This window comes from Neobacillus vireti (assembly GCF_036962345.1).
Lineage (GTDB): Bacteria > Bacillota > Bacilli > Bacillales > Cytobacillaceae > Neobacillus > Neobacillus vireti_A.
In genome coordinates this window covers 26,950-49,352 of the sequence record NZ_JBALNB010000025.1, presented here as the reverse complement: position 1 = coordinate 49,352, position 22,403 = coordinate 26,950, and the positions used below count along the sequence as shown (strand labels likewise).

At 33.5% G+C, this 22,403-nt stretch carries 25 protein-coding genes and 1 pseudogene; 7 read left to right on the top strand and 19 right to left on the bottom strand.

Going from position 1 to position 22,403, the window contains the following annotated elements; all coding sequences use genetic code 11:
- Nucleotides 1–52 precede the first annotated feature (52 nt).
- On the top strand, nucleotides 53–763 hold the full coding sequence (locus V7108_RS25175; protein ID WP_335515410.1) for an AlbA family DNA-binding domain-containing protein: 711 nt from the start codon (nucleotides 53–55) through the stop codon (nucleotides 761–763).
- Nucleotides 764–799: 36 nt separating this feature from the next.
- On the opposite strand, the gene V7108_RS25170 is transcribed toward V7108_RS25175, so the two are convergent.
- The 3 genes from V7108_RS25170 to deoD all read right to left on the bottom strand — a co-directional run bounded on the left by V7108_RS25170 (nucleotide 800) and on the right by deoD (nucleotide 4,030).
- Nucleotides 800–2,296: a S41 family peptidase gene (locus V7108_RS25170; protein ID WP_335569741.1), complete on the bottom strand. Its 1,497-nt coding sequence runs from the start codon at nucleotides 2,294–2,296 to the stop codon at nucleotides 800–802.
- Nucleotides 2,297–2,414: 118 nt separating this feature from the next.
- Nucleotides 2,415–3,233: a M15 family metallopeptidase gene (locus V7108_RS25165; protein ID WP_335515403.1), complete on the bottom strand. Its 819-nt coding sequence runs from the start codon at nucleotides 3,231–3,233 to the stop codon at nucleotides 2,415–2,417.
- A 92-nt stretch (nucleotides 3,234–3,325) separates the two neighbouring features.
- Nucleotides 3,326–4,030, bottom strand: coding sequence for a purine-nucleoside phosphorylase (gene deoD / locus V7108_RS25160; protein ID WP_335515400.1), 705 nt, complete (start codon nucleotides 4,028–4,030; stop codon nucleotides 3,326–3,328).
- A gap of 159 nt (nucleotides 4,031–4,189) precedes the next feature.
- Here deoD and V7108_RS25155 point away from each other — a divergent pair, with 159 nt between their 5' ends.
- A complete protein-coding gene (locus V7108_RS25155) occupies nucleotides 4,190–4,324 on the top strand; it encodes a hypothetical protein (protein ID WP_335515398.1) in 135 nt (44 codons plus the stop codon).
- A 42-nt stretch (nucleotides 4,325–4,366) separates the two neighbouring features.
- Here V7108_RS25155 and V7108_RS25150 read toward each other — a convergent pair whose 3' ends face one another.
- The 4 genes from V7108_RS25150 to V7108_RS25135 all read right to left on the bottom strand — a co-directional run bounded on the left by V7108_RS25150 (nucleotide 4,367) and on the right by V7108_RS25135 (nucleotide 6,874).
- Complete coding sequence (locus tag V7108_RS25150) at nucleotides 4,367–4,675, bottom strand: YodL domain-containing protein (protein ID WP_335515396.1); 309 nt, start codon at nucleotides 4,673–4,675, stop codon at nucleotides 4,367–4,369.
- Between the two features lie 99 nt (nucleotides 4,676–4,774).
- Nucleotides 4,775–5,545 carry a sporulation protein gene (locus tag V7108_RS25145; RefSeq protein ID WP_335515393.1) on the bottom strand — a complete coding sequence of 257 codons (771 nt, stop codon included), beginning with the start codon at nucleotides 5,543–5,545 and terminating at the stop codon, nucleotides 4,775–4,777.
- 2 nt (nucleotides 5,546–5,547) lie between these two features.
- A complete protein-coding gene (locus V7108_RS25140) occupies nucleotides 5,548–6,351 on the bottom strand; it encodes a serine/threonine protein kinase (RefSeq protein WP_335515390.1) in 804 nt (267 codons plus the stop codon).
- Nucleotides 6,352–6,700: 349 nt separating this feature from the next.
- A complete protein-coding gene (locus V7108_RS25135) occupies nucleotides 6,701–6,874 on the bottom strand; it encodes a YozD family protein (RefSeq protein WP_081954691.1) in 174 nt (57 codons plus the stop codon).
- A 179-nt stretch (nucleotides 6,875–7,053) separates the two neighbouring features.
- Between V7108_RS25135 and V7108_RS25130 the strand changes: the two genes are divergently transcribed.
- Nucleotides 7,054–7,221, top strand: a complete 168-nt coding sequence (locus tag V7108_RS25130) for a hypothetical protein (RefSeq protein ID WP_335515387.1) — start codon at nucleotides 7,054–7,056, stop codon at nucleotides 7,219–7,221.
- 3 nt (nucleotides 7,222–7,224) lie between these two features.
- Here V7108_RS25130 and V7108_RS25125 read toward each other — a convergent pair whose 3' ends face one another.
- On the bottom strand, nucleotides 7,225–7,935 hold the full coding sequence (locus V7108_RS25125) for a hypothetical protein (RefSeq protein WP_335515382.1): 711 nt from the start codon (nucleotides 7,933–7,935) through the stop codon (nucleotides 7,225–7,227).
- Between the two features lie 114 nt (nucleotides 7,936–8,049).
- Complete coding sequence (locus tag V7108_RS25120; protein WP_335515380.1) at nucleotides 8,050–8,277, bottom strand: YozE family protein; 228 nt, start codon at nucleotides 8,275–8,277, stop codon at nucleotides 8,050–8,052.
- A gap of 166 nt (nucleotides 8,278–8,443) precedes the next feature.
- On the opposite strand from V7108_RS25120, the gene V7108_RS25115 reads away from it, so the two are divergent.
- Entirely contained in the window at nucleotides 8,444–9,547 is a 1,104-nt protein-coding gene (locus V7108_RS25115; protein WP_335515377.1) for an AI-2E family transporter, read from the top strand.
- A gap of 38 nt (nucleotides 9,548–9,585) precedes the next feature.
- On the opposite strand, the gene V7108_RS25110 is transcribed toward V7108_RS25115, so the two are convergent.
- From V7108_RS25110 to V7108_RS25085, 6 genes and pseudogenes are all read right to left on the bottom strand, one after another.
- On the bottom strand, nucleotides 9,586–9,867 hold the full coding sequence (locus V7108_RS25110) for a YokU family protein (protein WP_335515374.1): 282 nt from the start codon (nucleotides 9,865–9,867) through the stop codon (nucleotides 9,586–9,588).
- A 10-nt stretch (nucleotides 9,868–9,877) separates the two neighbouring features.
- Nucleotides 9,878–10,312 (bottom strand): annotated as a pseudogene (locus tag V7108_RS25105) (lysine 2,3-aminomutase); the annotation flags it as partial.
- Between the two features lie 1,268 nt (nucleotides 10,313–11,580).
- A complete protein-coding gene (locus tag V7108_RS25100) occupies nucleotides 11,581–12,225 on the bottom strand; it encodes a hypothetical protein (RefSeq protein WP_335569740.1) in 645 nt (214 codons plus the stop codon).
- A 42-nt stretch (nucleotides 12,226–12,267) separates the two neighbouring features.
- Entirely contained in the window at nucleotides 12,268–13,074 is an 807-nt protein-coding gene (locus V7108_RS25095; protein ID WP_335569739.1) for a phospholipase D-like domain-containing protein, read from the bottom strand.
- 29 nt (nucleotides 13,075–13,103) lie between these two features.
- Nucleotides 13,104–13,304, bottom strand: coding sequence for a hypothetical protein (locus V7108_RS25090; RefSeq protein ID WP_335569738.1), 201 nt, complete (start codon nucleotides 13,302–13,304; stop codon nucleotides 13,104–13,106).
- Between the two features lie 249 nt (nucleotides 13,305–13,553).
- The gene (locus V7108_RS25085; protein ID WP_335569737.1) at nucleotides 13,554–13,967 is read right to left on the bottom strand and encodes a hypothetical protein; all 414 of its coding nucleotides are present in this window, start codon (nucleotides 13,965–13,967) and stop codon (nucleotides 13,554–13,556) included.
- 428 nt (nucleotides 13,968–14,395) lie between these two features.
- Between V7108_RS25085 and V7108_RS25080 the strand changes: the two genes are divergently transcribed.
- Nucleotides 14,396–14,878 carry a hypothetical protein gene (locus tag V7108_RS25080; protein WP_335569736.1) on the top strand — a complete coding sequence of 161 codons (483 nt, stop codon included), beginning with the start codon at nucleotides 14,396–14,398 and terminating at the stop codon, nucleotides 14,876–14,878.
- Nucleotides 14,879–15,061: 183 nt separating this feature from the next.
- The gene (locus V7108_RS25075) at nucleotides 15,062–15,343 is read left to right on the top strand and encodes a helix-turn-helix domain-containing protein (protein ID WP_335569735.1); all 282 of its coding nucleotides are present in this window, start codon (nucleotides 15,062–15,064) and stop codon (nucleotides 15,341–15,343) included.
- A 735-nt stretch (nucleotides 15,344–16,078) separates the two neighbouring features.
- Here V7108_RS25075 and V7108_RS25070 read toward each other — a convergent pair.
- The 4 genes from V7108_RS25070 to V7108_RS25055 form a co-directional block, all read right to left on the bottom strand.
- Complete coding sequence (locus V7108_RS25070; RefSeq protein WP_335569734.1) at nucleotides 16,079–18,652, bottom strand: AAA family ATPase; 2,574 nt, start codon at nucleotides 18,650–18,652, stop codon at nucleotides 16,079–16,081.
- A 272-nt stretch (nucleotides 18,653–18,924) separates the two neighbouring features.
- On the bottom strand, nucleotides 18,925–19,086 hold the full coding sequence (locus V7108_RS25065) for a hypothetical protein (RefSeq protein ID WP_335569733.1): 162 nt from the start codon (nucleotides 19,084–19,086) through the stop codon (nucleotides 18,925–18,927).
- A gap of 57 nt (nucleotides 19,087–19,143) precedes the next feature.
- Nucleotides 19,144–20,748: a recombinase family protein gene (locus V7108_RS25060; protein WP_335569732.1), complete on the bottom strand. Its 1,605-nt coding sequence runs from the start codon at nucleotides 20,746–20,748 to the stop codon at nucleotides 19,144–19,146.
- A 564-nt stretch (nucleotides 20,749–21,312) separates the two neighbouring features.
- Nucleotides 21,313–21,729: a hypothetical protein gene (locus tag V7108_RS25055; RefSeq protein WP_335569731.1), complete on the bottom strand. Its 417-nt coding sequence runs from the start codon at nucleotides 21,727–21,729 to the stop codon at nucleotides 21,313–21,315.
- A 174-nt stretch (nucleotides 21,730–21,903) separates the two neighbouring features.
- Between V7108_RS25055 and V7108_RS25050 the strand changes: the two genes are divergently transcribed.
- Nucleotides 21,904–22,248 (top strand): helix-turn-helix domain-containing protein, encoded by a 345-nt coding sequence (locus V7108_RS25050; RefSeq protein ID WP_335569730.1) that lies wholly within the window; start codon nucleotides 21,904–21,906, stop codon nucleotides 22,246–22,248.
- Nucleotides 22,249–22,403 lie beyond the last annotated feature (155 nt).

Here is a 22,403-nt window from a genome sequence, read left to right as displayed (position 1 = left end):
TATGAAATGGCTTATAATAATAATAAAAGAATATTCAGAAAGGAATTTCCTCATGATCTATGAGTATGTCTATCCAAAAAGTCTCAAGCAATTCGTTAAAAACCCTTCACATGAATCTTTAAAAGAGCTTCTCCTAACGAATACGGGTGAAACGGATTTTTTAGACTTTAAGACAAAATGGACGGAATTTTCTAAGATGGCAAAACATATACTAGCTATTGCTAATTCGGGTGGAGGATGTATTATTGTCGGTGTGAATCAAAATGATGAGGGTGCTATTTTGTTAACTGGTCTAAAAGAAGATGACTTTTTAGATAAAGCGGATATTGACAATAAACTGGCAAATTTACTGCCAAAATACTTAAAATATCGGACCGAGGATTTTCAATTCGACGGGGACCAGCAAAACTTAAGCGATAAAAGGTTTCAGGTACTCATCATTGAATATGATCCCAAATACGTACCTTATACATCCATTATTCAGCGAAATGAGCTTCGTTATGGCGCTATCTATGTACGGCAAGGAACTAAATCACTCGAAGCTACGAATGATAAACTAGTAGAGATTATCCTGCGCAAGGTTCAGTCAGGAGGCTCTGGCGTAAATGAATATACACTAAAAGAGCACCTCGACCAATTAAAAGAATTATATGAAGAACTAGCCACACAAAAAAATACGGATTATGCTCATTTTATTGCGGAGCTGATTGAACGTAAAAAAGAAAGAATACGGCATTTATTAGATATTCTTCCAGATAAATGATATAAAAGCCTGAACCGATGAGTTCAGGCTTCTTCCTTATTTCATTTCTTCTTTTAATACTTCAATTGCTTTTTGGAGCTGGGTATCATTCGTTTGTATCTGCTCTCTAAGTTTTTCCATTAATTTAAAGGTGGAATCACCTTTCAGTACCCCGTCAGCAGGGAGATTATTGGCTATTTGAAAACTCACTACTGCTTCATGAGTTTTCTCATCAAAAAATCCATCCTCACGACCTGGATCATACCCAATCGCTTTTAACATTTTCTGAGCCGTCTCTACCTCGTTTGATGTGACTGACAGCTTCAACTCTTTGTCTGGATTGATGATCGGCAATGAAGCATAATCAGGAAGCGGGACTTCAAAATCCGGCTTAATTCCTTTTTTATGAATCCAATTGCCATTTGGCGTCAGCCATTTGGCCGTTGTAAATTTGATATTTGATTTATCAGGAAAATCCTTGGCAGTTTGCACGGTTCCTTTACCAAAGGTATTTTCGCCTACAAGCTTTACACCAGCAGATTCACTTACTGCACCCGCTAGAATTTCCGATGCACTAGCACTGCCTTTGTCTATTAACACAACCAGAGGGAAATCAGGGTTTCCGTCGTTTTTAGAAGGGTACTCTTCGGTCTTTCCGTTCCTGTCCTCTACTTTTAAGATTAATTTCCCTTTAGGAACAAACATGCTGGAGATGCTAACGGCTTCATCTAATAATCCACCTGGATTTTGACGAAGATCCAATACTAATCCTCTCATTCCCTGATTTTTAAATTCATTTAACTTTTCTACAAGTTCCTTCGAAGTATTGCTAGAGAAACTGGTAATTTGCACTTTTGCAATACCCTCTTCCATCATTTCACCATAAACGGTTTCAATTGGAATATCGTCACGGATAATTGGAACCTTAACAGGAGCATCTGTGCCTGGTCGTTGGATCGTCAATTCAACCTTTGTTCCCTTTTTCCCACGGATAATCGATACGGCCTCTGTTGAAGTCATTCCCTGCAGACTTTTTCCATCTACCGAGGTAATGATATCATTTGGTCTCAATCCAGCTCTCTCAGCAGGAGAGCCTTTAATAGGAGAAACAATCAAAATATGACCGTCTTTTTCTTGAATTTCTGCACCGATTCCTTGGAAAGAAGAATCAATTGAACTATGGAATTTTTCTGCTTCGTCCACGCTCATATAGTCCGTATATGGATCGTCAAGGGCTTTCACCATACCATCAATCGCCCCATTGATAAGTTTCTTCTGGTCGAGTTCCTCAAAATATCCACTTTTCAGCGTGTCATATGCTGAATAAAGTTTTTCAAATTCTTTTCTTTCGGTACCTACAGTAATAACCTTTTCTTCTCCAAATGACAGTGCAAACACTGTAATACCAGTAGATAGTAAGATAAGGAAAAATAAAATCAATATAAAATGAAATTTTTTAATGTGTAAGTAACCAGATTTTTTTTCTGTTAATTGTTCTTGTTCATGCTGCCCTTGCTCAACATTCTTTTCGTCCAAAGTTTTCACCACTTTCATTCTCCAAAAAATAATATGTAAAACTAGCCTCTAGTGATTAGAATAACATCTTTTATAAAAAAATAACAATAAAATAAAAGCGGCACAACCATCAGAAGGGAGTGCCGGTAGTCATTAACTATATTTTCTTAACTACATTAAAATATTCCTCTAACGTCCAGTTATGCTTGTACATAATCGTCGCAGACTTCACACCTACATATCGGAAATGCCAAGGCTCATACATATAGTTGGTAATGTCCCTTTTCTCTTTCGGATATCGGAGGATAAAGCCAAAACGATGAGCATTATCTTTTAACCATTTACCTTCCGGTGTATTAGCAAAACTTTCATTCAAATAAAATTTATTGGACCTGCTCGAAATATCCATTGCTAACCCTGATTGATGTTCACTTGAACCAGGACTGGCTACAGCTTGCTCTGCCTTTTCAATTCCCACTCTATTTATTTCAGCATTGAACAAGGATTGCTGCCGGCTGTATGAGCGGTATCCGGAAACGGCATACAGTTCAATCCCGTTTTTAGCAGCATCAGTGAACATCTTTTCCAAGGCTTCTGCTGCTTCCTTTCTCATTAAACTCTTTTCAATTTCAACATCGCCAAAGGAGAACGCCACGTTAGGTCTAACAAGATCTTCGGGAATATAATCCGCTGGTAAGTAAAACTCCTTGTTAACCAATGCCATAACATTCGTAGAGTTTTGAATGACATTTTTGCCATCCACTTCTTTTATTTCATTAAAAAAAATGGATTCTAAACTAAGCGGGTCATTGATCTGGGATTCCTCTTCCTCTTTCGTTTGCTGTTTATTGCTAGAATCATCTGAGATGAATGGAAGTTTATTTACTAGGGAATTTATTTGATTACAACCGCTGACTAGAATGGTCAATAAACCAATCAATAAAATATTTTTCCAAGCCATTTTCTCACCTATCATCTTTCTTTCTTCTTCCTTTTTGCAATATATCTATTTTTGCCAAAAAGGTCAATAAGAAAACCCCTTTCATATGACGAAAGAGGTCGAATTTCCTATTCTTTTGTCGCGGCTTCTAAAGCCACTTCAATCATTTCGTTAAATGTTGTTTGTCTTTCTTCCGCAGTTGTTTCTTCGCCCGTTAAAATATGATCACTTACCGTTAGAACCGACAAAGCTCTCCGGTTAAATTTAGCTGCTAGAGTATATAAGGCTGTTGTCTCCATTTCGATGGCAAGAATTTGATACTGTGCCCATTTTTCTAATTCTGCATTGTCATTATAGAAGGAGTCTGCAGTAAAGATATTCCCTACCTTTAAATTAAGACCCTTTTCCACTCCAGCGTCATAGGCTTTTCTGAGCAAATCAAAGTTTGCGCATGGCGCAAAATCAACTCCACCAAAGGTCATTCGATTCATGTTGGAATCAGTGGAGCTGGTCATTGCCAAAATAACATCGCGTACTTTCACATCTTTTTGAATGGCTCCACATGTGCCGACCCGAATTAAATTTTGAACATTATAGCTATTCATTAATTCATTCACATAAATTGAGATAGATGGAACACCCATTCCAGTACCCTGGACAGATATTCTCTTTCCTTTATAGGTTCCAGTAAAACCAAACATGTTTCTTACTTCGTTATAACATTTAGCATTTTCTAAAAAAGTTTCTGCAATATATTTTGCCCTTAAGGGGTCTCCAGGCAGTAATACCGTTTCAGCAATATCATTTTCTTTGGCGCCAATATGTACACTCATTTCTAAATCCTCCAATCAATTAAAGTGAAGCCAGAAACTCCACACATGTCAATATATCATAAACCTTTTTCAATTGAAAAAGGATTCACTAAAAAGGTCATGAATTTTATTATTTGTGGGAAGCTATTTTTAGATTATCCAAAGGAGGTAAATTACATTATGGGAAAAAAGCATAGAGCACAAACAAATCGTCCAAAGAAAAATAATCATATTCCACCTGAAGCGATTGAAGCAGAGCATAATGCACATGCAAAGGAACATAATGCTGCAGGCGGACGCAAAAGTAATGGTTAACATAAATAAAACCTAAGGATTTCCCCTTAGGTTTTATATTTTCTACCTAATATGAATTCGGTTTACAGACTGCCATCCGCCTGGCTTTAGCTGATAATAATGCTGTCCTCTACGACCTTCATCAATCAAGATGATGTCTCCAGTAGAAATAAATCTTCCCTCATAATTCGATGGTATTCGATCGGTAACATTAAACGTGCTAAATGTTTCCTCCAGACAATTTTCATGACTGTCCGCATGAATATGGGTACGGTAAACTTGTTTGTACCCTTTATATTCTCTGTACTTTGGAGTTTGAAAGATTGTCACATCATATTGAATATTCGTTCTTCTCGTTATCGCCTTGATCATCTTATCCCCTCCAATCATAAAAGTAAAAGTTGTTACTTTAATAATTAGAGATAGACGTGGCAGAATCCTTCAACGAAGACCGTCTTTTTTTGTCGACAATTAAGAAAATCTTTGGATAACACTCTGAATTTGCTGTTGTAAATTTGGAATATCAGCAGATGTAACGGTTAATCTTACATTTGATTCGTCCAAACCAGCAGCTTCTGCAAATAATCCGCCTAGACCACGTGCACGGCGGTCAACCTGGAAAAGTAAATCCATTGAGCCATTTCCAGATGGCCGGAATACTAATTCCAGTTCGTCTAATCGTCCGCGAAACGGACCTGATGCAGGAACATATTCGAATTCTTGCACAAATGGCAGGCGGCCGCGCAGGCGGCTTGAAGCCTGTTCACAATCTGCTTCACGTAAACGGAAGCCGAGACTATCAACAGCATTAAAAACAGCATTCATTAAGGAATTCGGAACAACCTGAATATAGTCCTTATCACCTGGGTCCACAGCATTTTTTATATCTAAACCAGTTGTTACCCATATTTTCGACCTGCCGATTGAGAGTGGGGTATCAAGTGGAAGCTGAAAAGAAAAAGGAATCTCTTTTCGTTCATTTTTACCAATTACAAATGGGCTTGTAATACGGAAACGATCAATTGTAGCAGTCACATTATACTTTTTATCATCAGCTTCTTTTAGATAGGTAGTATTTAACGTTAAATAAATATCATCTACCTGCTGCTCTACTTTCCCACCTCTAATGTCTACTACACCATTCACCGTCTCACCAGGCGTATACGTATCTCTTTCAAGCTTTGTGTCAACATTAGCAGAACCAATTCCTACACTAGCAAATACTTTGTCAAATAAAGACATGATTATTTCCTCCCTATTTCTCCAATAATTTTTTTGATATCTGATTTTACTTGTTCGCAGCTATCATAGCCAGCTTCAATTTGTAAAAGCCTGTTTATGATATGTTTGGCTTGATAGGAAATATCCAATTCCTCTTCCCAGCTGCTTTCTTTCTGGTCTTGTGGGAACGAGTAGCTGGAATAAAGTAAAAACAACAAGAAATGACCAAGACCATAAAAGTCCGCTTGGCGATTGGCCTCTTTCCGTAGATTTCGCTTGGGCTTTTTATCGTTTTCTTGATCACATTTTCTCGTAAGTCCTAAATCAATTAGAAAAATCTTTGAACCACTCATAATCACATTGGGGATGCGAATATCTCTGTGAATAAGATGATGTTCATGTAAATAGTGAATAAGTTTAAGTAATTCATAGGCGATGCCAAAAGCTTCTGTTTCCGTATATTGTTGACCATCTTGAAAGATTAACTGTTCGAAGTTTTTCCCTTCTATATACTCCATCGTATAAAAGGGAATTCTTTTATATGTTCCATCCTCATAAAATTTTGGAAACTGAGGATGCTTTAACGATTTAAGTATGTTTATTTCAAGCTTAAATCCTTTTTTTCCAGACTTTTTGATTCTTTTATGGATACGTAATGCTTTTAAAACTTTCTGCTGCTGTGATACTCGATCCAATACTAAGTAACTATTTCCGTAGCTTCCAGAACCTAGATGGCTGATAATTTGATAGCGTTCGGCAATGATTTCATTTTGCAGAAATCGCCTTTCGATCAAGTTTGCAGCACCTAAAGTGATTCTTTTAAACATAAAGGTTAACTGCTAAAGAAGCTAGAAAAGCTGCCACTTTTATGTTTCTTTTTATAGTGGTTATGACCAAAGTGCTTATGTTTGTGGTGTTTCATTTTTTTCCAAGAATTACTTGAATGTGAATATTTTTGATGATGAAGTTTTCTTCCTAGAATAGATTTTAATATCTTTTTAAGCATCCTCACTCCTCCTCATCTTTGCTATTCATAATACGGGAAAGAAAAAGTAAAGTTTCACCAAAAAATGAAATATGAAAAAAATATTCCCACAAACAAAAAGCGAGCAGATTCAATGCTCGTCTTTTGTTATTTCCTATTTAAAAGATGAATAAGGTAACATGATATTTTACCTATTCATCTTCTACTTCTTCGTCGATAATACTTTTCTCGATGAGATACTCGAAGGTAATGTCAGCAATTTCTTCCAACTCTTCTTCCGTAGGAACGTATCCTCTTTTCACTAGCTCATGAAAGAAAAATTCAGCAATCTCTTCCGTATCAATAAATACTTCAATTTCTCTCACAGCATCGCCCCCTTTTTAGAGAATGTATGATGAATTCTGCTCTTTCATGCTATTTACTTCTAGAAGAATCGGTAAATATTCTGCAACTTAAACATAGAGAGCAAAATAAAAGATAAATATGTCTTTTTTCCTTTGGACAAGCATAGGATGAATAAAAAGAACGATGATGAGGTGATTGTATGTCAAACCTACAAGCAAAATTTGAAGCTATTTTGGACGATGTGAATCAGGAGGATGGAAAAATCATCACTGCCTTTGAGAAAATCACAGACTGGCTATTCTTTCTAATAAAATGGGGTGGATTTCCTTTAGTGACTTATTTATTATGGACAGTATCAGGGTGGTAAAAGCTAGACATGGCTTTTGCCATCATCATTTACGACACTTTTCAGTTTCCTTAGAATGACACGCATCACTTGGTAATACTCCTGATCGTGGAACATATTATATAAAATTTTGTAATCATTAAAAATATCTAATAAATGATCGATTAACTGTTTCTTTTCCTTTTTTCGTTCGATTTCTTCAAGTTCTGCTTTTCTAACGATGTTTTTTTGTGTCTTTGATATGGAAGCTTGCTGCTTCTCTTCATTATTAACTAAATAGAGGAGTCCTAATTTTTGAATAAACGTGTCCGCACTCTCGGCGTCAGCTACGAGAGTCATTTCCTCTTCACCAGCTTCTAGCCATTCCCCATCACTAATTCTCGAAAGTTCATAAATTACATCTTCCCACGCATCCTCTTTATAGCGCCAAATTTCTGTTCGAAATCCGACAATCTTAAACAAATCTGCGCCGTAACCAGCGACCTGAACTAAATCCCCGAAAAAGAATTTATATTCAATATCTATTTGTTCCTGCTCCACCAAAGTACCTTCATATTCTGAAAGAAGCTGAAGTCCTGATTCAACAAAAAGACCATCACTTTTATTCACTTCATATACATAATTGCCGTCAATCAGCTTGACATCGGTTATTTTTCCAACTGTACCATACATCGTTATCACGACCGTATCACCGACCTTATACTTCGGTATATTCCTTCTTTTCATATCCTCCATCCTCTCAATGATGAGTCGTGAATTTTGATTACAATAGTATATGCACTCGCTTGCTGACCGCGCACAATAGGGAAAAAGAAAAATCGCCTCTTTTTAAAGAGACGATTTTAAAACTTATTCTTTAGCTTCCGAATGAATATAAAGCTCCCAGGCCTCATCAAATACAGTCATGGACTCAAGATAATGACCATTAAATTCTAGGTAGGAACTGACTTCATTGTATTCCTGTGATGTTTTTGGAAAGCTGTGGTCCAGATATGCATCATTGGCAAAGACACTAATTGCGTTCTCTGGTAATGGATGCCTGAATTTCATTAAAAAGTGATAAAAGGATTTACTCATAATAACGCCTTTCTCTCCATAGTAGGCTTTTCTAATTGATACTATAACGGATGTGAGATTCTACGTCTAGAGACTTAATTGAAAACCGGCCTTAAGAATGATTGGTATAAATTGCACAAAATTGATATAATTTTACCAAATATCTATAGAAATAGAGGTACCTACATTGGCAAAGAAAAAATTTCAATACTGGTTAATACAGATTCTTTTAATTTTAACCATCATTTGGGTCTCAACTAAAATTTCATTTTTATTTGAGCCAATCGGAATCTTTTTTTCAACCATTTTTTTCCCGATTCTGATTACAGGCTTTTTATATTTTTTACTTAACCCAATTGTTACCTTCCTTCAGCGTAGAAAAGTACCAAGACTATTATCAATTATTATTATTTACGTAGTCTTTTTCGCTCTTTGCGTATTTGCGATTGGAAATTTAGTACCCGCTATCACAAAACAATTTACCGCACTTGCAAACGAACTTCCCGTTTACGCCGATAAAACGATGGATTTCTTTGACTCGGTCGTCAAATCTTCTGAATTCAAATGGATTATGGACGAACAAAAGGATATTTTTGAGACAGTTCAGGAAAGACTGATTGAATTTGCGAATACTCTTCCTAACACGATTACCGGCGGCATAACAAACATTCTTGGTGTAATCACGAACATTGCCATTGTACTTGTAACCGTCCCATTTTTGTTATTTTATATGTTTAAAGATGGTCACAGGTTTCCAACCGCACTATCTAAATTTCTTCCGGCTCCTTATAGAGAAGAAGGTCTATCCATTTTAAAAGAAACAGGTGACACGCTTTCAGCTTATATTCAGGGCCAAGTTACCGTTGCCTTAGCAGTTGGAACGCTTGCCTTTATCGGCTACCTAATTATTGATTTACCATTTGCACTTGTTATGGCCCTGATTGTAGCCTTTACCAATATTATTCCTTATATCGGTCCAATTCTTGGGGGAGCCCCAGCCGTGATTGTAGCTTTATTTGATTCCCCTACCAAAGCCTTATTAGTTATCGTTGTTATTTTGATTGCACAGCAGATCGAAGGAAATGTGTTATCACCGCTCATTCTTGGAAAAAGCTTGGATACACACCCAGCAACCATTATTATTATTTTACTTGCTGCCGGAAATCTGGCTGGGGTGCTTGGGATGGTACTGGCAATCCCTTTTTACGCAGTTATGAAAACCATTGTATTAAACTTAGTTAAATTTCTACGGGCTAGGAAAAACGCTGCAAGTCCTATTCAAACAGAATAACATCAAATAACCCCCTATCAGGTGATAGGGGTTATTTATTAAGAAGAAAAATCAAAATAATTTCTCTTCAACAACCTTGGAAGTGCCATTAACTCTTGATAGCGAATGCTTTTACCAATTTTCTTGGTATCCACTAAAAATAACTGATCTTCAATTTCCTTTGTTACTTCATCTGTTTGATATTCCATCTTACACGTTTCGCAAACAACTGCTGGTGTTTCTGTAATTTCAATCGCTCTCGTACCGTCTGGAAGTTCCCAATAAACAATATTTTCACTATTTTTGGCGTCATTTCCGCACCATTCACACACGATATCCATATACATCCCTCTATTCATCTGATGCCGAGTTTACATCTTTATCGTTTTTACCCGCTGTTGGTTTATTTTGCTGTGCCTGAAATTTCTTTTCCTTCAGTTCATCCCGCTTGCTGCGTTTATCCTTTAACGAAGAATGATTAGGATTCTGATTGTATTCTTTACGGCGATTTAATCTAGTTAATCCCTCTGGTACTAAATTGAAGTGCTGGTCATTCATGATACCTGAAATGCCAATATTGGAGCGTTTCTCCTCCATATCTGGATAAACCTTTTTAAAGTACCCTTCTGCTGTACCAGGCTTATAATTCTCGGGTTCCGGATAAGAAGTAATCACCCCTTCAAAGTTGCGAAGGACAACCTTTTCAGCACTTTGGGAAATTAAATAATTCGGCTGAAGAGAAATTTTCCCGCCACCGCCTGGGCCATCTAAAACAAATGTAGGTACTTTATTTTTTATTTACTGTATGAAGTCAAATATAAAAAAATCAGCCAGTATTGGCTGATTCCATTTTATCACTTTTTTATTGACTGATGATAAAGGTTATTTACCATTTTAGCAATTAATTCGATGTTAGGCTGATTCTTTCTTGTTACTTTGCAAGGTGGCTGATTAGTGTTTTTCATGTTGAAGGTTCCCATACCGTTCACCACTTTCATGCCTTTATAACCAATATATTTTTTAAGCTCACAATATTGCATATCCAACAAATTTAATTTTTTACACTATTGCAGTTTACTTTGATTAAAATTGTTTTAAATTATTGTATAACATCTCATTTTCCAGGTTCCTACCTTACTTGTGTTTTGTTATGTGATTTGTTCTGTTAGACTCTGATACTAGTTTTGGAATAAACCACATACTCTATACATCTAGTTAAAAACCCGAACATTTCATATTCTAAAGCGAAAAATATATTTATTTTTATATTTTTATAGTTTAAATTAAATGTAAAAAGAGAAATAAATGTTTTATTTCTTTTCAAAAAATAAAATAATAAATAAATATTATTTTTTTAATCTGTTTCCGATAATAGAAAAAATATTTTTTATATGTAAAATTTTTTTGATTTTTTTTCAAAACAATTCTCGTTGTCGTCTAATGTTCGTAATTTGACGTATTATTCCTGCTTTTAGAATTTAATACTTATTCATTTATAATATTTCACGAACGTTAATAAATGAACAAGTCAGCGTAAGCGGGCTTTTAAGGACTTAAATTAAAATTCCCTATGTTATGGACACCTCCATAAACTCCATTACATAATAGATAACCAAGTCATTGCTTTAGCTCTATACCTCACAAATGTAACAACAAAACCTCTTCACCTTTTCTGATTGTAAAGTTACTTAGAAAAAATGAATCCTCTGATAATTCCACATTTTTATTACTCTACAATTAATTGTTTAAAAATAAAAAAGAGCCCACTAAGGCTCTAATTTTAATCAAGTCACTAAAACACTTCGCTATAACTCATCCTTCTCTACCACTTATCCCACTTCCACTGGCAAGTATTTCCCCCAGTACAATTTAAAAAGGAATATACCCTATTACCCTAAACATATTTACGAGTCAAATTATCTTCTAATCGTTCGGTTAAATTTGATCGAGAACTACTGCATTTTTCCTCTTGCGATATCATTTGAATTCCCCTATCACCAAAAAAATATTTTATTCTACCTCCAAATTATTCTACTTCCAATTAACGACTAACACTATTCAATAAGCAACTTTAAAAAATACTTTTCATTAATGGAATCCCAATTAAATGCATAATCATTCTTTAATTGAATTGTAGGTCCGTAAGGATTCACTGTTTTATATTCTAATCTTGAACCAGCCTTATAAGTCTTTCCATCTCTCATATCAAAGTCCTGAGTGTTCGCAGAATAACTAATTTGATTTACATAATGAAGGTGATCAGTACCTACAATAAAAACTCCAAAATTATATTGATTAGAATGAACATATTCTTCTAAATTCAGAAGATCATTAAAACAGTCATAACGATTATTTGGTTCCCGTTGATTTGTCTTATGGAAGTATTTTAATTCTATTGCACATGATACTTTACTCTCAGCTTGCAACCGATTTTCCATTGTTAAAGTTATATCAATTTTTGCTTTTTTTGACTTGCTCTTAGCTAGTTCAAATTCAGATAAGAAAGGTGTTTCTAATCTTATCGAAAATAAATCATCTTGTGATAATTGGTGTAGTTCACCTATGACTTTTAAAATGTAGGAAAACTGTAATTGAAATGATGCTTCATTATCTATTATGATTCTACCTTTTGAAATTTGAGATAGAATTATACTATAACTTTTTTCAATTATTTCTTTTAATATCTCTAAATAATTCATATTAACAAGAGAAGGTGTTCGCAGTAATATCGCTCCAATCTTTTAATCATTTAAATAATTATCTTGTTTTCTCTTCATTTGTTTAGCCGTGTATACATATCTATTACTTTCTTTTAAGTCTTTCAATGTATATAACCATCCTCCTGCGTTATTGGTTGGCGGATGCGGTTCATTGGGTAGATCACAGTGCAGACTTAAGAGATAAAATTTATATTTTGAAGACTTATCAAATTCGAAATCTCTATATCGATTAACAATATAGTCGATGACATTTTCTTTAACTGTTTCAGAAATGTCTATTTTTTCAATCTCACTACTCCATTCTTTCATTTCAAGAGGGAACATTTTATTAATGCTATAAATTTTATCCATTACACCACCATTAGCTTTACGAAACGTGATGTATTTTGTAGGTGTATAGTTATAACCACTTGAGATTGGATGAGCATGTACAAAATGCTTTTCAATTAAATGGATTGTGCCCCCAGCTGGAACTGATAAAATATAGGGATTTTCATCTACTAATTCTTCTGAATTTAAATCTGCTCCCCATGAATAAATTATTTTTCCCCTCTCTTTTTGGCTTTCTTTATAACTTTCTACAATTTCTTTTTCAATTTGTAATTGCTCAAGTGTTATTGACCAATTACCTGAATGGTTAATGCTAGTTAATAATTCATTAACATAATAATTAAATTTTTTCACCTCTTCTTGCTTGTCAAAGTATAACAATAACTCATGATTGATGTTTAAACCTTTATTCGTAAAATTAGCTGATCCAAATACACATCTTTTATTATCAATAAGATACACTTTTGAATGTAAATCTTTTAGTACAAAAATTTGCACACCATTTTCAATAAGTAATTTTAATGCATCTAAACTATTAGCATTTTCAATAAAGGACTGCGTTCAAATCTGGTAATGACTTTACAATCTATTTGATAAGTTTTTACTATTGGCACTAACTTCTCCGCAATGTTTAAACTCATAAAGGGGCTAATAATAATGATGTTCTCTTCACTCATTTGTAAAACTTTGAATAACTCTTGTTCTAAATTATCTTTAAATAGCTTCATTAAATTCACCTCTACAATTGTTTCCCATCTGCATTTTACTATAAATTCCATTTATTTAAATTAAATCAAATTATTTTATTTTTTAATAAGAAATGATTTTGATGGTGCTTTTTTATTTAGAAAAATTCTATTGGGTTCCTTATGTATTTAGTATTCAGTTTATTAAAACGATTGTTTATGGTAAAAGTCCCTTAAACAAAAGCTATCGTTTTTTGAATAGTAATAATTAACCTTATTTATTTTGAAACCTCATTTTATAGTATTACTAGTTAAAAGTTCTTCTTTTGTAATTTGTGACACGTACATCGTTTTTTTATATTTTATCCTTTGAATTTCATATACGCTATTGTAATTAACTTGAAAACACCATCTACCTTTCTTGTTTGGGTAGGTACTTCTGCTTTTTTCATCAATCATTTCTTTCAAAAATTGTCTTAAACTGCAAGCCAGAAATGTATCATAATACCTTATTAATAAAATCCCATTTTCGGCGTGATCAAAAGCTTTTAGTATATTTTTTTCGCTAATGTCAAATCGATTACCAGTATTTACGTAGGGTGAAAGAACAAATGAATTGCCTCTTGTAAAAATAACCCCTCTGCGGCCCCCTATTTGGTTATAATCAAGATTGTCGATTAATATAGTCGTTAATTCACTTTCCATTAATATCACTCCTTTTTAAACATACCTGGATTATATACCAAATATTTGAAGTCGTGTTTGGAAAGTTTTATGCTGTTGAACGGCTAATAATCAAAAGTAATTAAAGAGTAGCTGCAATGACCAAATGTATTCTGTTCTTCGTTAATGGTTTTGTAAACAAATGATAAAAATTAAAACTAATATATGGAATATACGCTCCCAAAGCGGATTCTTCAGCAGTTTCTAGCAATTAATTGATGTATGTTTTGGCAGCATGTTTATTAATCATTATGAACCTTAACTCAACGAATAGGCTATATAGACACTAATATTTGCATTTGTCTGAAGCTGCTCTTATTGAAAAAACAAGCAGGTTACTGCAAGAAGGATTTCAAGATGGATTCTAGAATATTATTAAACATAATTGGAATTAAAGGTGGTTAATAATATTGGATTTCCGTGAACAAATAAAAAGTAAATCGCTGGAATTTAGAAATGTATTATCAAATTATAGAAATCTTGGCTTGAAAGATACAGGAAGTGTGGGAAATTGTAGCTTTATTAATACCTTCAATAAAGTTACTTATAAACCAAGAGGAGAGGGAAAGTTCAGGATTGGTAAAATGACTGATGACTTGGATAAAAACCATATGATTATTAGACTAGATCTTCCGAAAGATGAATTTTCCGATGATTTTCTTATGAAATCAACAGGATTTACGGATGTTATTCCACGAAAGCAAAGAACTAATTTTACTTGTTTAAAAGTACATAGAGCCAGTTGGGACCATTCTATTTTTGACACAATAGATATTAAATTATATGAAGATGATATAACTGCATACAATTTTAATTCAAGTGCATTCTTAAACTTTATGAATTTATTGATTTTAAGAGCAACTGGTGAAATAATCGAAATTCCTAATAAATAATTTAAAGGTTTGTTTTATGTTAAGTTATTTATCTTCCTAAATCCTATGTACTCAAATCTGGGGTGGCTTAATTGCCACCCTTTTTTCTAGTTTTAAATTGTCAATAAAACTACAAATTTTTACCATACAAGCGTTTCCTAAATAGGATATGCTTGTTTTAGAAGTAATTTTTGGGGGTGCATTGTGGCTAATAAGTTTATTACTTTAGAAAAAGCAAAAACTGAAATAAAAAGACTCCAATACTATGTCAATTTAGTTGAAACGTACGAACCAATTAACTTAGAACAAGAAATTGTAAAAGAATATGCCAAAACAAGTAGTATTAACGAAGTTTCCAGAAGGCTAAATGTTAGTTATGAAACAGTAGTGGATGTAATATCTAGTATGGGTAAAGATGAACTTCATAAACTTGTTAGATCTGGATATATGAAGAAGACCAAACATAGTAGAACTTATTCTTATTAACAGCACGAGCATCCTTTGGAGTGCTTTCGGTTGCTTTTTACTTCACTAAATCAGCTATTAGTGATAGTCTTGTTTAATTATCCGCATTTTTTAATTGCCAAATACATTCTTCAGCTGCTGATTGTTTACCACAAGAACCGCTGATTAAAAAGCAGAGCAGCCTCCCAAATTAAATTTAATTAATAAGACACAGACAAAGCAATTAGGTAGCTTTATTATTTATTATAGTGGGATGTAAGGTTAGTGGGGAAATTCGCGTAATTTTTTAAAGGGAAAGAATATTTTACTTTTCATCAATATGCATCTGGTTACTTTGAAATGGAAAAAGATGGATCACCTTTTTAAAAAATTAAGTTTGTTAACTTCTCCAAATTGAAATAAGGGCTTTTTTATTGCCCTTATTTATTTAAAACGCTCGTGAAAAAGTAAATCTTTATAATCTATCTATACCTTTTTTGGTATTGTAACAGTTTCCTTTCAAACCATTTAGATTTTTTTTCCATGTTAATTTGATAGAAAAAATTCGGTAAATGGACAACCTCACTTAAGCGTGGGGTTCCAAATACCGAAGTTTTTTTGTTAATAAGGAATTGATAATATAGGATCAAATAACGTAAATAATAGTTACTGGTAATTGGATTTGAAAGCTGACCTTTATATATATAGGGTAGCTTTTATTTATTTTAACACTGGACATTTTGATAAGTATAAGCAGCAATAATCATCAAACAGAACCTATTTTTTATAAAATTTGCTAAACCGCTCCAGCATGTTAAGGTCCTCAATCATTTCTTCGTTACTTGGTATCATTCTACCAATTGCTTGCGACTCATCATGTACATAAGTGGATGTTTTTGTCATACCTTCTGTTACTAGCTGGAGAATCTCATCAGTGAATTTAATTTTATTAAGTCTTTGCGTTTGTACACTTGGATTGAAACGCTCGACAACACCGTTCAATAACAGTTCCTCAACTGCTCTCTCCCATGATTCTCTAAGCAGCATGTACCATGTTTTCACTTGTGGGATATACATGTCAGGATCTAATTGGCTTTCTAACTTTTTTAACTTTTGCAGTTCATTTCTCAAGTATCCAATTCTTTTACTTGTTGAAAGGGTTATCCATGGCATTTCTGTTTTTGCAATCCCTGCTCTATTACCATTTCTTCTTACAGAACAATAGGTTGCGTTAATGTTTTGTAAACTAGCATGTTTTTGTAAAGTATGTAGAAACACGATGTCGTGTGTAAAAATAATGACTTGCCGTTTATTCGCTTCCTGTACCAAGCGATGAGCTACATACTCTCTCCTGCTGTGATCTAGAGAAGAAACAGGATCATCTAGTACGATTCCTCCATTTGATGTAATTGAAGAAATTTCTGCTAGAAAAAAGGCTATTGAAAGTGCTTTTTGCTCACCTTCACTTAGGATTTCGTTAATGTTTATTTTCGAACTGGAATCCAAAGTGAGTTTTATCGTAGTTTTACCTTTTACCCCTCTGCTATTCAGCTTGAAAAGAATGTGTTCCCTTCTTAGCTTCTTAAGTTCTTTTTCGATTTCGCTCTTAAAATTGTCTGTCAACATTGAGCTGGATAATTCATTATATTTCCTTGTCAATTTTGTTGTATCCAGCGATTTTATCGCCTTATCAATTCTATCGACTTCACTGCGAATTTTTGAGAAAAGATAGACATCAGCTATTCTTTCAAAGATTTTTTCCTTTGAAACAAGCTCGTATTGTTCTGCCAGTAATTCTGATGAATTGTCTTGCAGAGCTAGTGTTTTTAAATGTTCTAATTCACTGTTTTTTATCTCTAACCAATGTTCTATTTCTTTTATAGGTGGTAATTCAAGTTCTGGAATATCATCCAAGGACAGGTTCATATCACTCTCAGCATTTTGTAATAATGCACAAATTTTTATTGCAGATTGGATGAACAATTCAACGTTCATATCCAATTCAGGTGAATCATGATAAAAAAAGGTACGAACAGAGGAGTCGGTTATTTTTGTGAAAGGTAATGATTTTAATTTAATTAATAAAACTTGCCTTTGTAAGTAAAGCTGTGCTGTCTCTTGACTGATGCTATCAGTCATAAATTCCTCAAACCGCGTTAACCGAATTCGAGATTCATCCTTTAAGTCTTGTTGGCACAAAATGCATTTTGCTTCATTCTCCACGTATGGAAATGACTGTCCAGGATAAGCGATTTCATGATATTGCTTGGCAGTGTGCCATAGTTTTTTCCAGGGATCACTACCAACACCAGCTAAAGGCTGTTCTACAAATGCTTCACGAGTTAAAACTTCTAGCGTTGCTTTCGAATCAAGGTATCGTTTATGTAACAAGATAAATCCTTTAACTTTCTCAGAAGTAAATTCGTTACGAATTTGTTGGAGATTGTTTTTTAAGTTTGAAATATCATTTATGTTCCTTTGAAGTTCCTGAATCAATTTAACAGGATTTGCATCAATAAGGACCTTTAAGTCTTTTGAAATCTGATTAAGCCGCTCCTGATCTTTTTCAGTAAAGAAACAATTCTGCTGAATGTCCTTTTCTTTCGTTTTGTAAGAAATAGATTCAACAAAAGTTTTGGCTTTAGAAGTGCTGGTTAACTCAGGGAATGAAGGCAATGTTTCCAAAATTTCTTCTTTTAACTGTAATAACCTTTGTTTTATTTCAGTTTGATGCTTAGCAAGATCATCGAAGATTTTAAATTCAGTTGGAATAAACAAAACCTCGTTTTCAGATTCTGCATAAACTCTCGCACAATCAGTGTCGAAAATACTGATAGATGTTAACTGCTGTTCAGGTGCGGTATTTACAATTCTATTAATAATGGTTTCAGTGCCATTTTGTTGTATATAGATGTCCGCTGTGCTTATTGAATCACTTGATAGGTAGATATTTGGATGGATTTTTGTTTTATCATCGACAGCCCTACATGCTTGCTTTAATACCTTAGCATAACTGGATTTACCAGCAGCATTTTCACCGTAAACAACAGTTAATCCATCTGGTATAAATTCTAGCCCGTATTCTGGTTCGACGGCCGCAATATTTTTGAAGTTTCTTAATGCCGTTATCTTAATGTTATCTTTCCTATTTTTAAAAGGGATGTGACTTTTTTCTAAAGGAGTAACAGTTAAATTTTTTTCAGAAAAACCATTTTCATGCAAGATATTATCGATTACTTGATTTATTTCTTCTCTTTCGAGTGTAGACTTTTGATAAAGTCTTCTGATAAGATCATTCTGCCATTTAGGAAGTGCTAATGACCACTCCCAAATATGTTCATTAAATTCCATATATTTCCCCCCTGACATTAACTTAAACCATTCCACAAATGCTGACAATATATTTCTAAAAAATGTCGCATTGCTATTTGAATCGACTCAATCCAAATTATTTCTTTAATTTAGAGCTAGTTTCGTTAAAGCAGGGATATTTACTTTTTAATTGATTTTTTGGAATAAAAAGAGTAATAAATGTTACAATGAAGGTAAAGAATTTACTTTACTAACTATATGGTAAAATTAAATAAAATAAAAAAAACACTTACGGATTCGTAAGTGATGTTTTATTCTTTATTGATTAAATAACGATGGTCATAAACCACACCAGGAGCCAAATCACCGAATTTCCATTCAATCAAATGCTTGGCAAGTAATTTAGAAAGCCTTTCCCCTTCAACTACATCACGTTCCATATCATCATTTGGAGTTTCAATAAAAACTTGCAAAAAAACACCTCCTAGAATAAGTATTCCCAATTCATAGGAGGTTTATAATCGTGCTTATTAAATGCTTATTTCAAAATTGTAATCAATGTTGGCGAAATTTTCAAAAGTAAATTTATCCTTTAAATTCCAACGCAAAGTTACTGTTGCTTCGCGTCCATTAAATTCAACTTTTTCAACTAAATTTTCAATGTATAAGCGCTTCCGTTCTTGACTAAAATCGTTATAGCCGTCGATACTGGAAAAATAATCAAGGAAATCTTCAAGATCTTTCTTGTCAACATCAATCGTCTTTAGTTTTTTCTGGATGACACGTATTTTCTCTTTGTATTCAGCAGCATCAAGCTTCTTTTCTTTTATTCGGTCACCATAAATTTTAACTAAATCTACATCAGTTGTTTTTTCTATATTTATCAATAGATTTTCAATGGCAGTGCTAATTTTTTCAATTTTGCTTTGGCTTTCTTTAATTTCATCATAAAGATGCTTAGTTACGAATTCGAGTTCTTTTTTTCCTTCTAGAAACAAAGAGTCCTTATCGATTTTTCTGATTTCCAAAGCAAGATGTTTAAACACAAGTGAGTCTAACATTTTTGAGTCCACACGTTTTGAATGAGGATGTGGAGAAGTATCATTGCAAAAGTAACGGTAATGCTCCGTTACCCTCTGTGTACCATCCTTCCTTTTATATGTTGTGCATCCGTTTCGACCAAACATTTTTTTACCGCAGTGACCACAATAAACTTTGTCGGATAACAAAAATGATGATTTAGGAATAATATTATTTTTTGATCCACGTTTTTTTCCCGACCGAGAAATCATGATCCCCTGAACTTTGTTCCAGTCTTCCAAAGTGATGATAGGGTCGACCCAATCCACTTTGGTTTCAAAACCTTCAGACGGAATTGGTGCAGCACGTCTTTTGGATGTTGTAAATCCCCAACGATAATACCCAGTATATATTTTAGATTTCAATATTTTTGAAATAGAATAAGGTAGGAACTTTTTCATTTTTTTTGTTTTATATCCCTGCTCGTTAAGGTTTTGTGCGATTTGTTTGACACTCAGCCCCTCATACAAATACAAATCAAAAATTCTTTTAACTATGTCAATTTCTTCTGGTACAAATTCCATACGTTTTGTATGTTTGTTCCATTGGTACCCTGTAAAGATACCACCGACATATTTTCCATCCTTTGCTCTTTGTCTTAGATGTGATTTTATTCGTGACCTTAATTTTGCGACCTCAGCTTCATCTCTCCAGGTAGACATAATATTCATCAGGATGTCAATATCTCCGCCTTTACCCATTGGTAGTTCAGATGGATCGGCAAAGACCACTTCACAATTGGATTTATTAAATACTTCGGATACAATAACAATATCCTCAAGAGAGCGGACTAATCTGCTTTTTTGCCAACATATTAAAGCATCAATATCTCCATCCATAGCAGCATTTAATAAATACTGTAACTTTGGTCGGTCTTGAATGGAAACATTATAAGCCGAAACTTCTTCGGTTATTACTTCAACAATTTCATAGCCAAGCTCGTGAGCCTTATCACGGCACATTTTTTCCTGATAAGATAAACTTAATTTTTCATTTATTTTATCCTCAATAGAACGTCTCATGAAAATCGCTGCTCTTTTAGCGCTAATTACCACCTTGTTTTTTCCTCCTAGTCGTATACGATAGTAGGAAAAAGCGCTATAATATAATTGTATTAAGTTCGGAGCTATTCCAATAGCTCTAGCACTTTTTCCTTACTAGCTTTTTTATATGAAAGTTTTGCAAGAACTTCGCCAAAGGTTCTCGCCTCATTACCTATGAGCTTCGCTAAGGCTCAGGTATTACTTAATGAGTACGTTATATCGACGTACTCATTTTTATTTTCTATTAGCACTCCCTGTCTGTTTTCAACCCACACTACTACTCCTTCAATTTTTTTAAATGAAGAATCTTACAGGAATTAATTTTAGTCCGCTGTCCTACCACTAGGCTAGCGGAAATTAATGGTAATTATTAAATATCTATTGTAAAAAAGTATATTTTTTTATATAATTATTTATTTTGTTGCCAAAATTCCATATGAAAATATGTTTTTATTAAATTATAGGTAACTCTTTTTATATTTTTTGGTGCTTTTGATAGAATCGGTAACTTTTTCAAATAAATATATATCTCTCCAACTTTTGTAGTTTAGGGAAATTTTCGATCATCCATATGATTTAGTAAGGATATAAATAACTATTGATGTCGATTTGAAGAAGCAAGTCTTTTGGAATATAAAACCAAACATGAGATTCGCCGACATGTGGATTATTTAGTTCATAAAACTTAAGAAGACTAATTTTAGCGATTTTCTTCGGATAATAACTTTCAAAATAAATCTTCATTTCGTTTATTGAAATTTTATTATTATTAGTGAACACCTTTAAAGGAATTGGAAAAGCATTAATCGAGGATAGTTTGCTAGAGTAAATATAAAAATACAGATCAAAATAATAATCAATACTTAACGTATCAACTGACTCTTGAAAAAAGATACCCCCTTGTTGTTTTTGCTGTGTTAAGAAACTCTTCACTTGCCTCATCGTAAGTCCTACATCGCATTTATTGATAATTTCTCTGATAGTCACCTTCATAAATTAACCTCTTTCTTTATTAAAAAATCACTTCATTTTTACACCCAATAATTTCAATAGGATGGTATAATTTCATTAGATAGTCAGAATATTCTTCCAGTTCCTTTAAATAAGGAATAACAACAGTTGACTATCTTGTATTCATAAACAAAAAGTTTGGAGGTTTTTCCTTTTATGTTAAGAGACATCGGTCAAAAAATAAGACAGCTCAGAACACAGAAAGGTATAGGACTAAATGCTTTTGCTGATAGGTTAGGTGTCTCAGCAGGATACCTTTCCAATCTTGAAAACGGCAAGACCGATACTATACAACTTACTTTGTTAGAAAAAATTCAGGATGAGTTATCTATATTCCCTAATGAAATTATAGAAAGCTTGGATACTGATGATCCTGTTAACTTACGTTTAAAACATATTGATTCGCTTTTAAGGAGGCTTCATAACGAAAATCCTAAACAAGCAGATTATCTGATGACAATGGTTGAAAATGGTATAGACGTATTTCATACAAATGAGTAATATCTGTTCACCTTAATTATTTCCAATTTTTTCTAATAATATTCATCAAGGTGAATAGGTTGTTCATTATTATGAATAAAACTAAATATAAATGGAGAGTCTGTTTGATTATAAACAGACTCTTTTTTTGTTTATTTATAATACTTAGCTGAAAG

Excerpts from the sequence above, each read along its gene's own strand:
- V7108_RS25175 (WP_335515410.1), top strand. The coding sequence starts at position 53 with ATGATCTATGAGTATGTCTATCCAAAAAGTCTCAAGCAATTCGTTAAA.
- V7108_RS25170 (WP_335569741.1), bottom strand. The coding sequence starts at position 2,296 with ATGAAAGTGGTGAAAACTTTGGACGAAAAGAATGTTGAGCAAGGGCAG.
- V7108_RS25165 (WP_335515403.1), bottom strand. The coding sequence starts at position 3,233 with ATGATAGGTGAGAAAATGGCTTGGAAAAATATTTTATTGATTGGTTTA.
- deoD (WP_335515400.1), bottom strand. The coding sequence starts at position 4,030 with ATGAGTGTACATATTGGCGCCAAAGAAAATGATATTGCTGAAACGGTA.
- V7108_RS25155 (WP_335515398.1), top strand. The coding sequence starts at position 4,190 with ATGGGAAAAAAGCATAGAGCACAAACAAATCGTCCAAAGAAAAATAAT.
- V7108_RS25150 (WP_335515396.1), bottom strand. The coding sequence starts at position 4,675 with ATGATCAAGGCGATAACGAGAAGAACGAATATTCAATATGATGTGACA.
- V7108_RS25145 (WP_335515393.1), bottom strand. The coding sequence starts at position 5,545 with ATGTCTTTATTTGACAAAGTATTTGCTAGTGTAGGAATTGGTTCTGCT.
- V7108_RS25140 (WP_335515390.1), bottom strand. The coding sequence starts at position 6,351 with ATGTTTAAAAGAATCACTTTAGGTGCTGCAAACTTGATCGAAAGGCGA.
- V7108_RS25130 (WP_335515387.1), top strand. The coding sequence starts at position 7,054 with ATGTCAAACCTACAAGCAAAATTTGAAGCTATTTTGGACGATGTGAAT.
- V7108_RS25125 (WP_335515382.1), bottom strand. The coding sequence starts at position 7,935 with ATGGAGGATATGAAAAGAAGGAATATACCGAAGTATAAGGTCGGTGAT.
- V7108_RS25120 (WP_335515380.1), bottom strand. The coding sequence starts at position 8,277 with ATGAGTAAATCCTTTTATCACTTTTTAATGAAATTCAGGCATCCATTA.
- V7108_RS25110 (WP_335515374.1), bottom strand. The coding sequence starts at position 9,867 with ATGGATATCGTGTGTGAATGGTGCGGAAATGACGCCAAAAATAGTGAA.
- V7108_RS25100 (WP_335569740.1), bottom strand. The coding sequence starts at position 12,225 with ATGAATTATTTAGAGATATTAAAAGAAATAATTGAAAAAAGTTATAGT.
- V7108_RS25090 (WP_335569738.1), bottom strand. The coding sequence starts at position 13,304 with ATGAAGCTATTTAAAGATAATTTAGAACAAGAGTTATTCAAAGTTTTA.
- V7108_RS25085 (WP_335569737.1), bottom strand. The coding sequence starts at position 13,967 with ATGGAAAGTGAATTAACGACTATATTAATCGACAATCTTGATTATAAC.
- V7108_RS25070 (WP_335569734.1), bottom strand. The coding sequence starts at position 18,652 with ATGGAATTTAATGAACATATTTGGGAGTGGTCATTAGCACTTCCTAAA.
- V7108_RS25055 (WP_335569731.1), bottom strand. The coding sequence starts at position 21,729 with ATGAAGGTGACTATCAGAGAAATTATCAATAAATGCGATGTAGGACTT.
- V7108_RS25050 (WP_335569730.1), top strand. The coding sequence starts at position 21,904 with ATGTTAAGAGACATCGGTCAAAAAATAAGACAGCTCAGAACACAGAAA.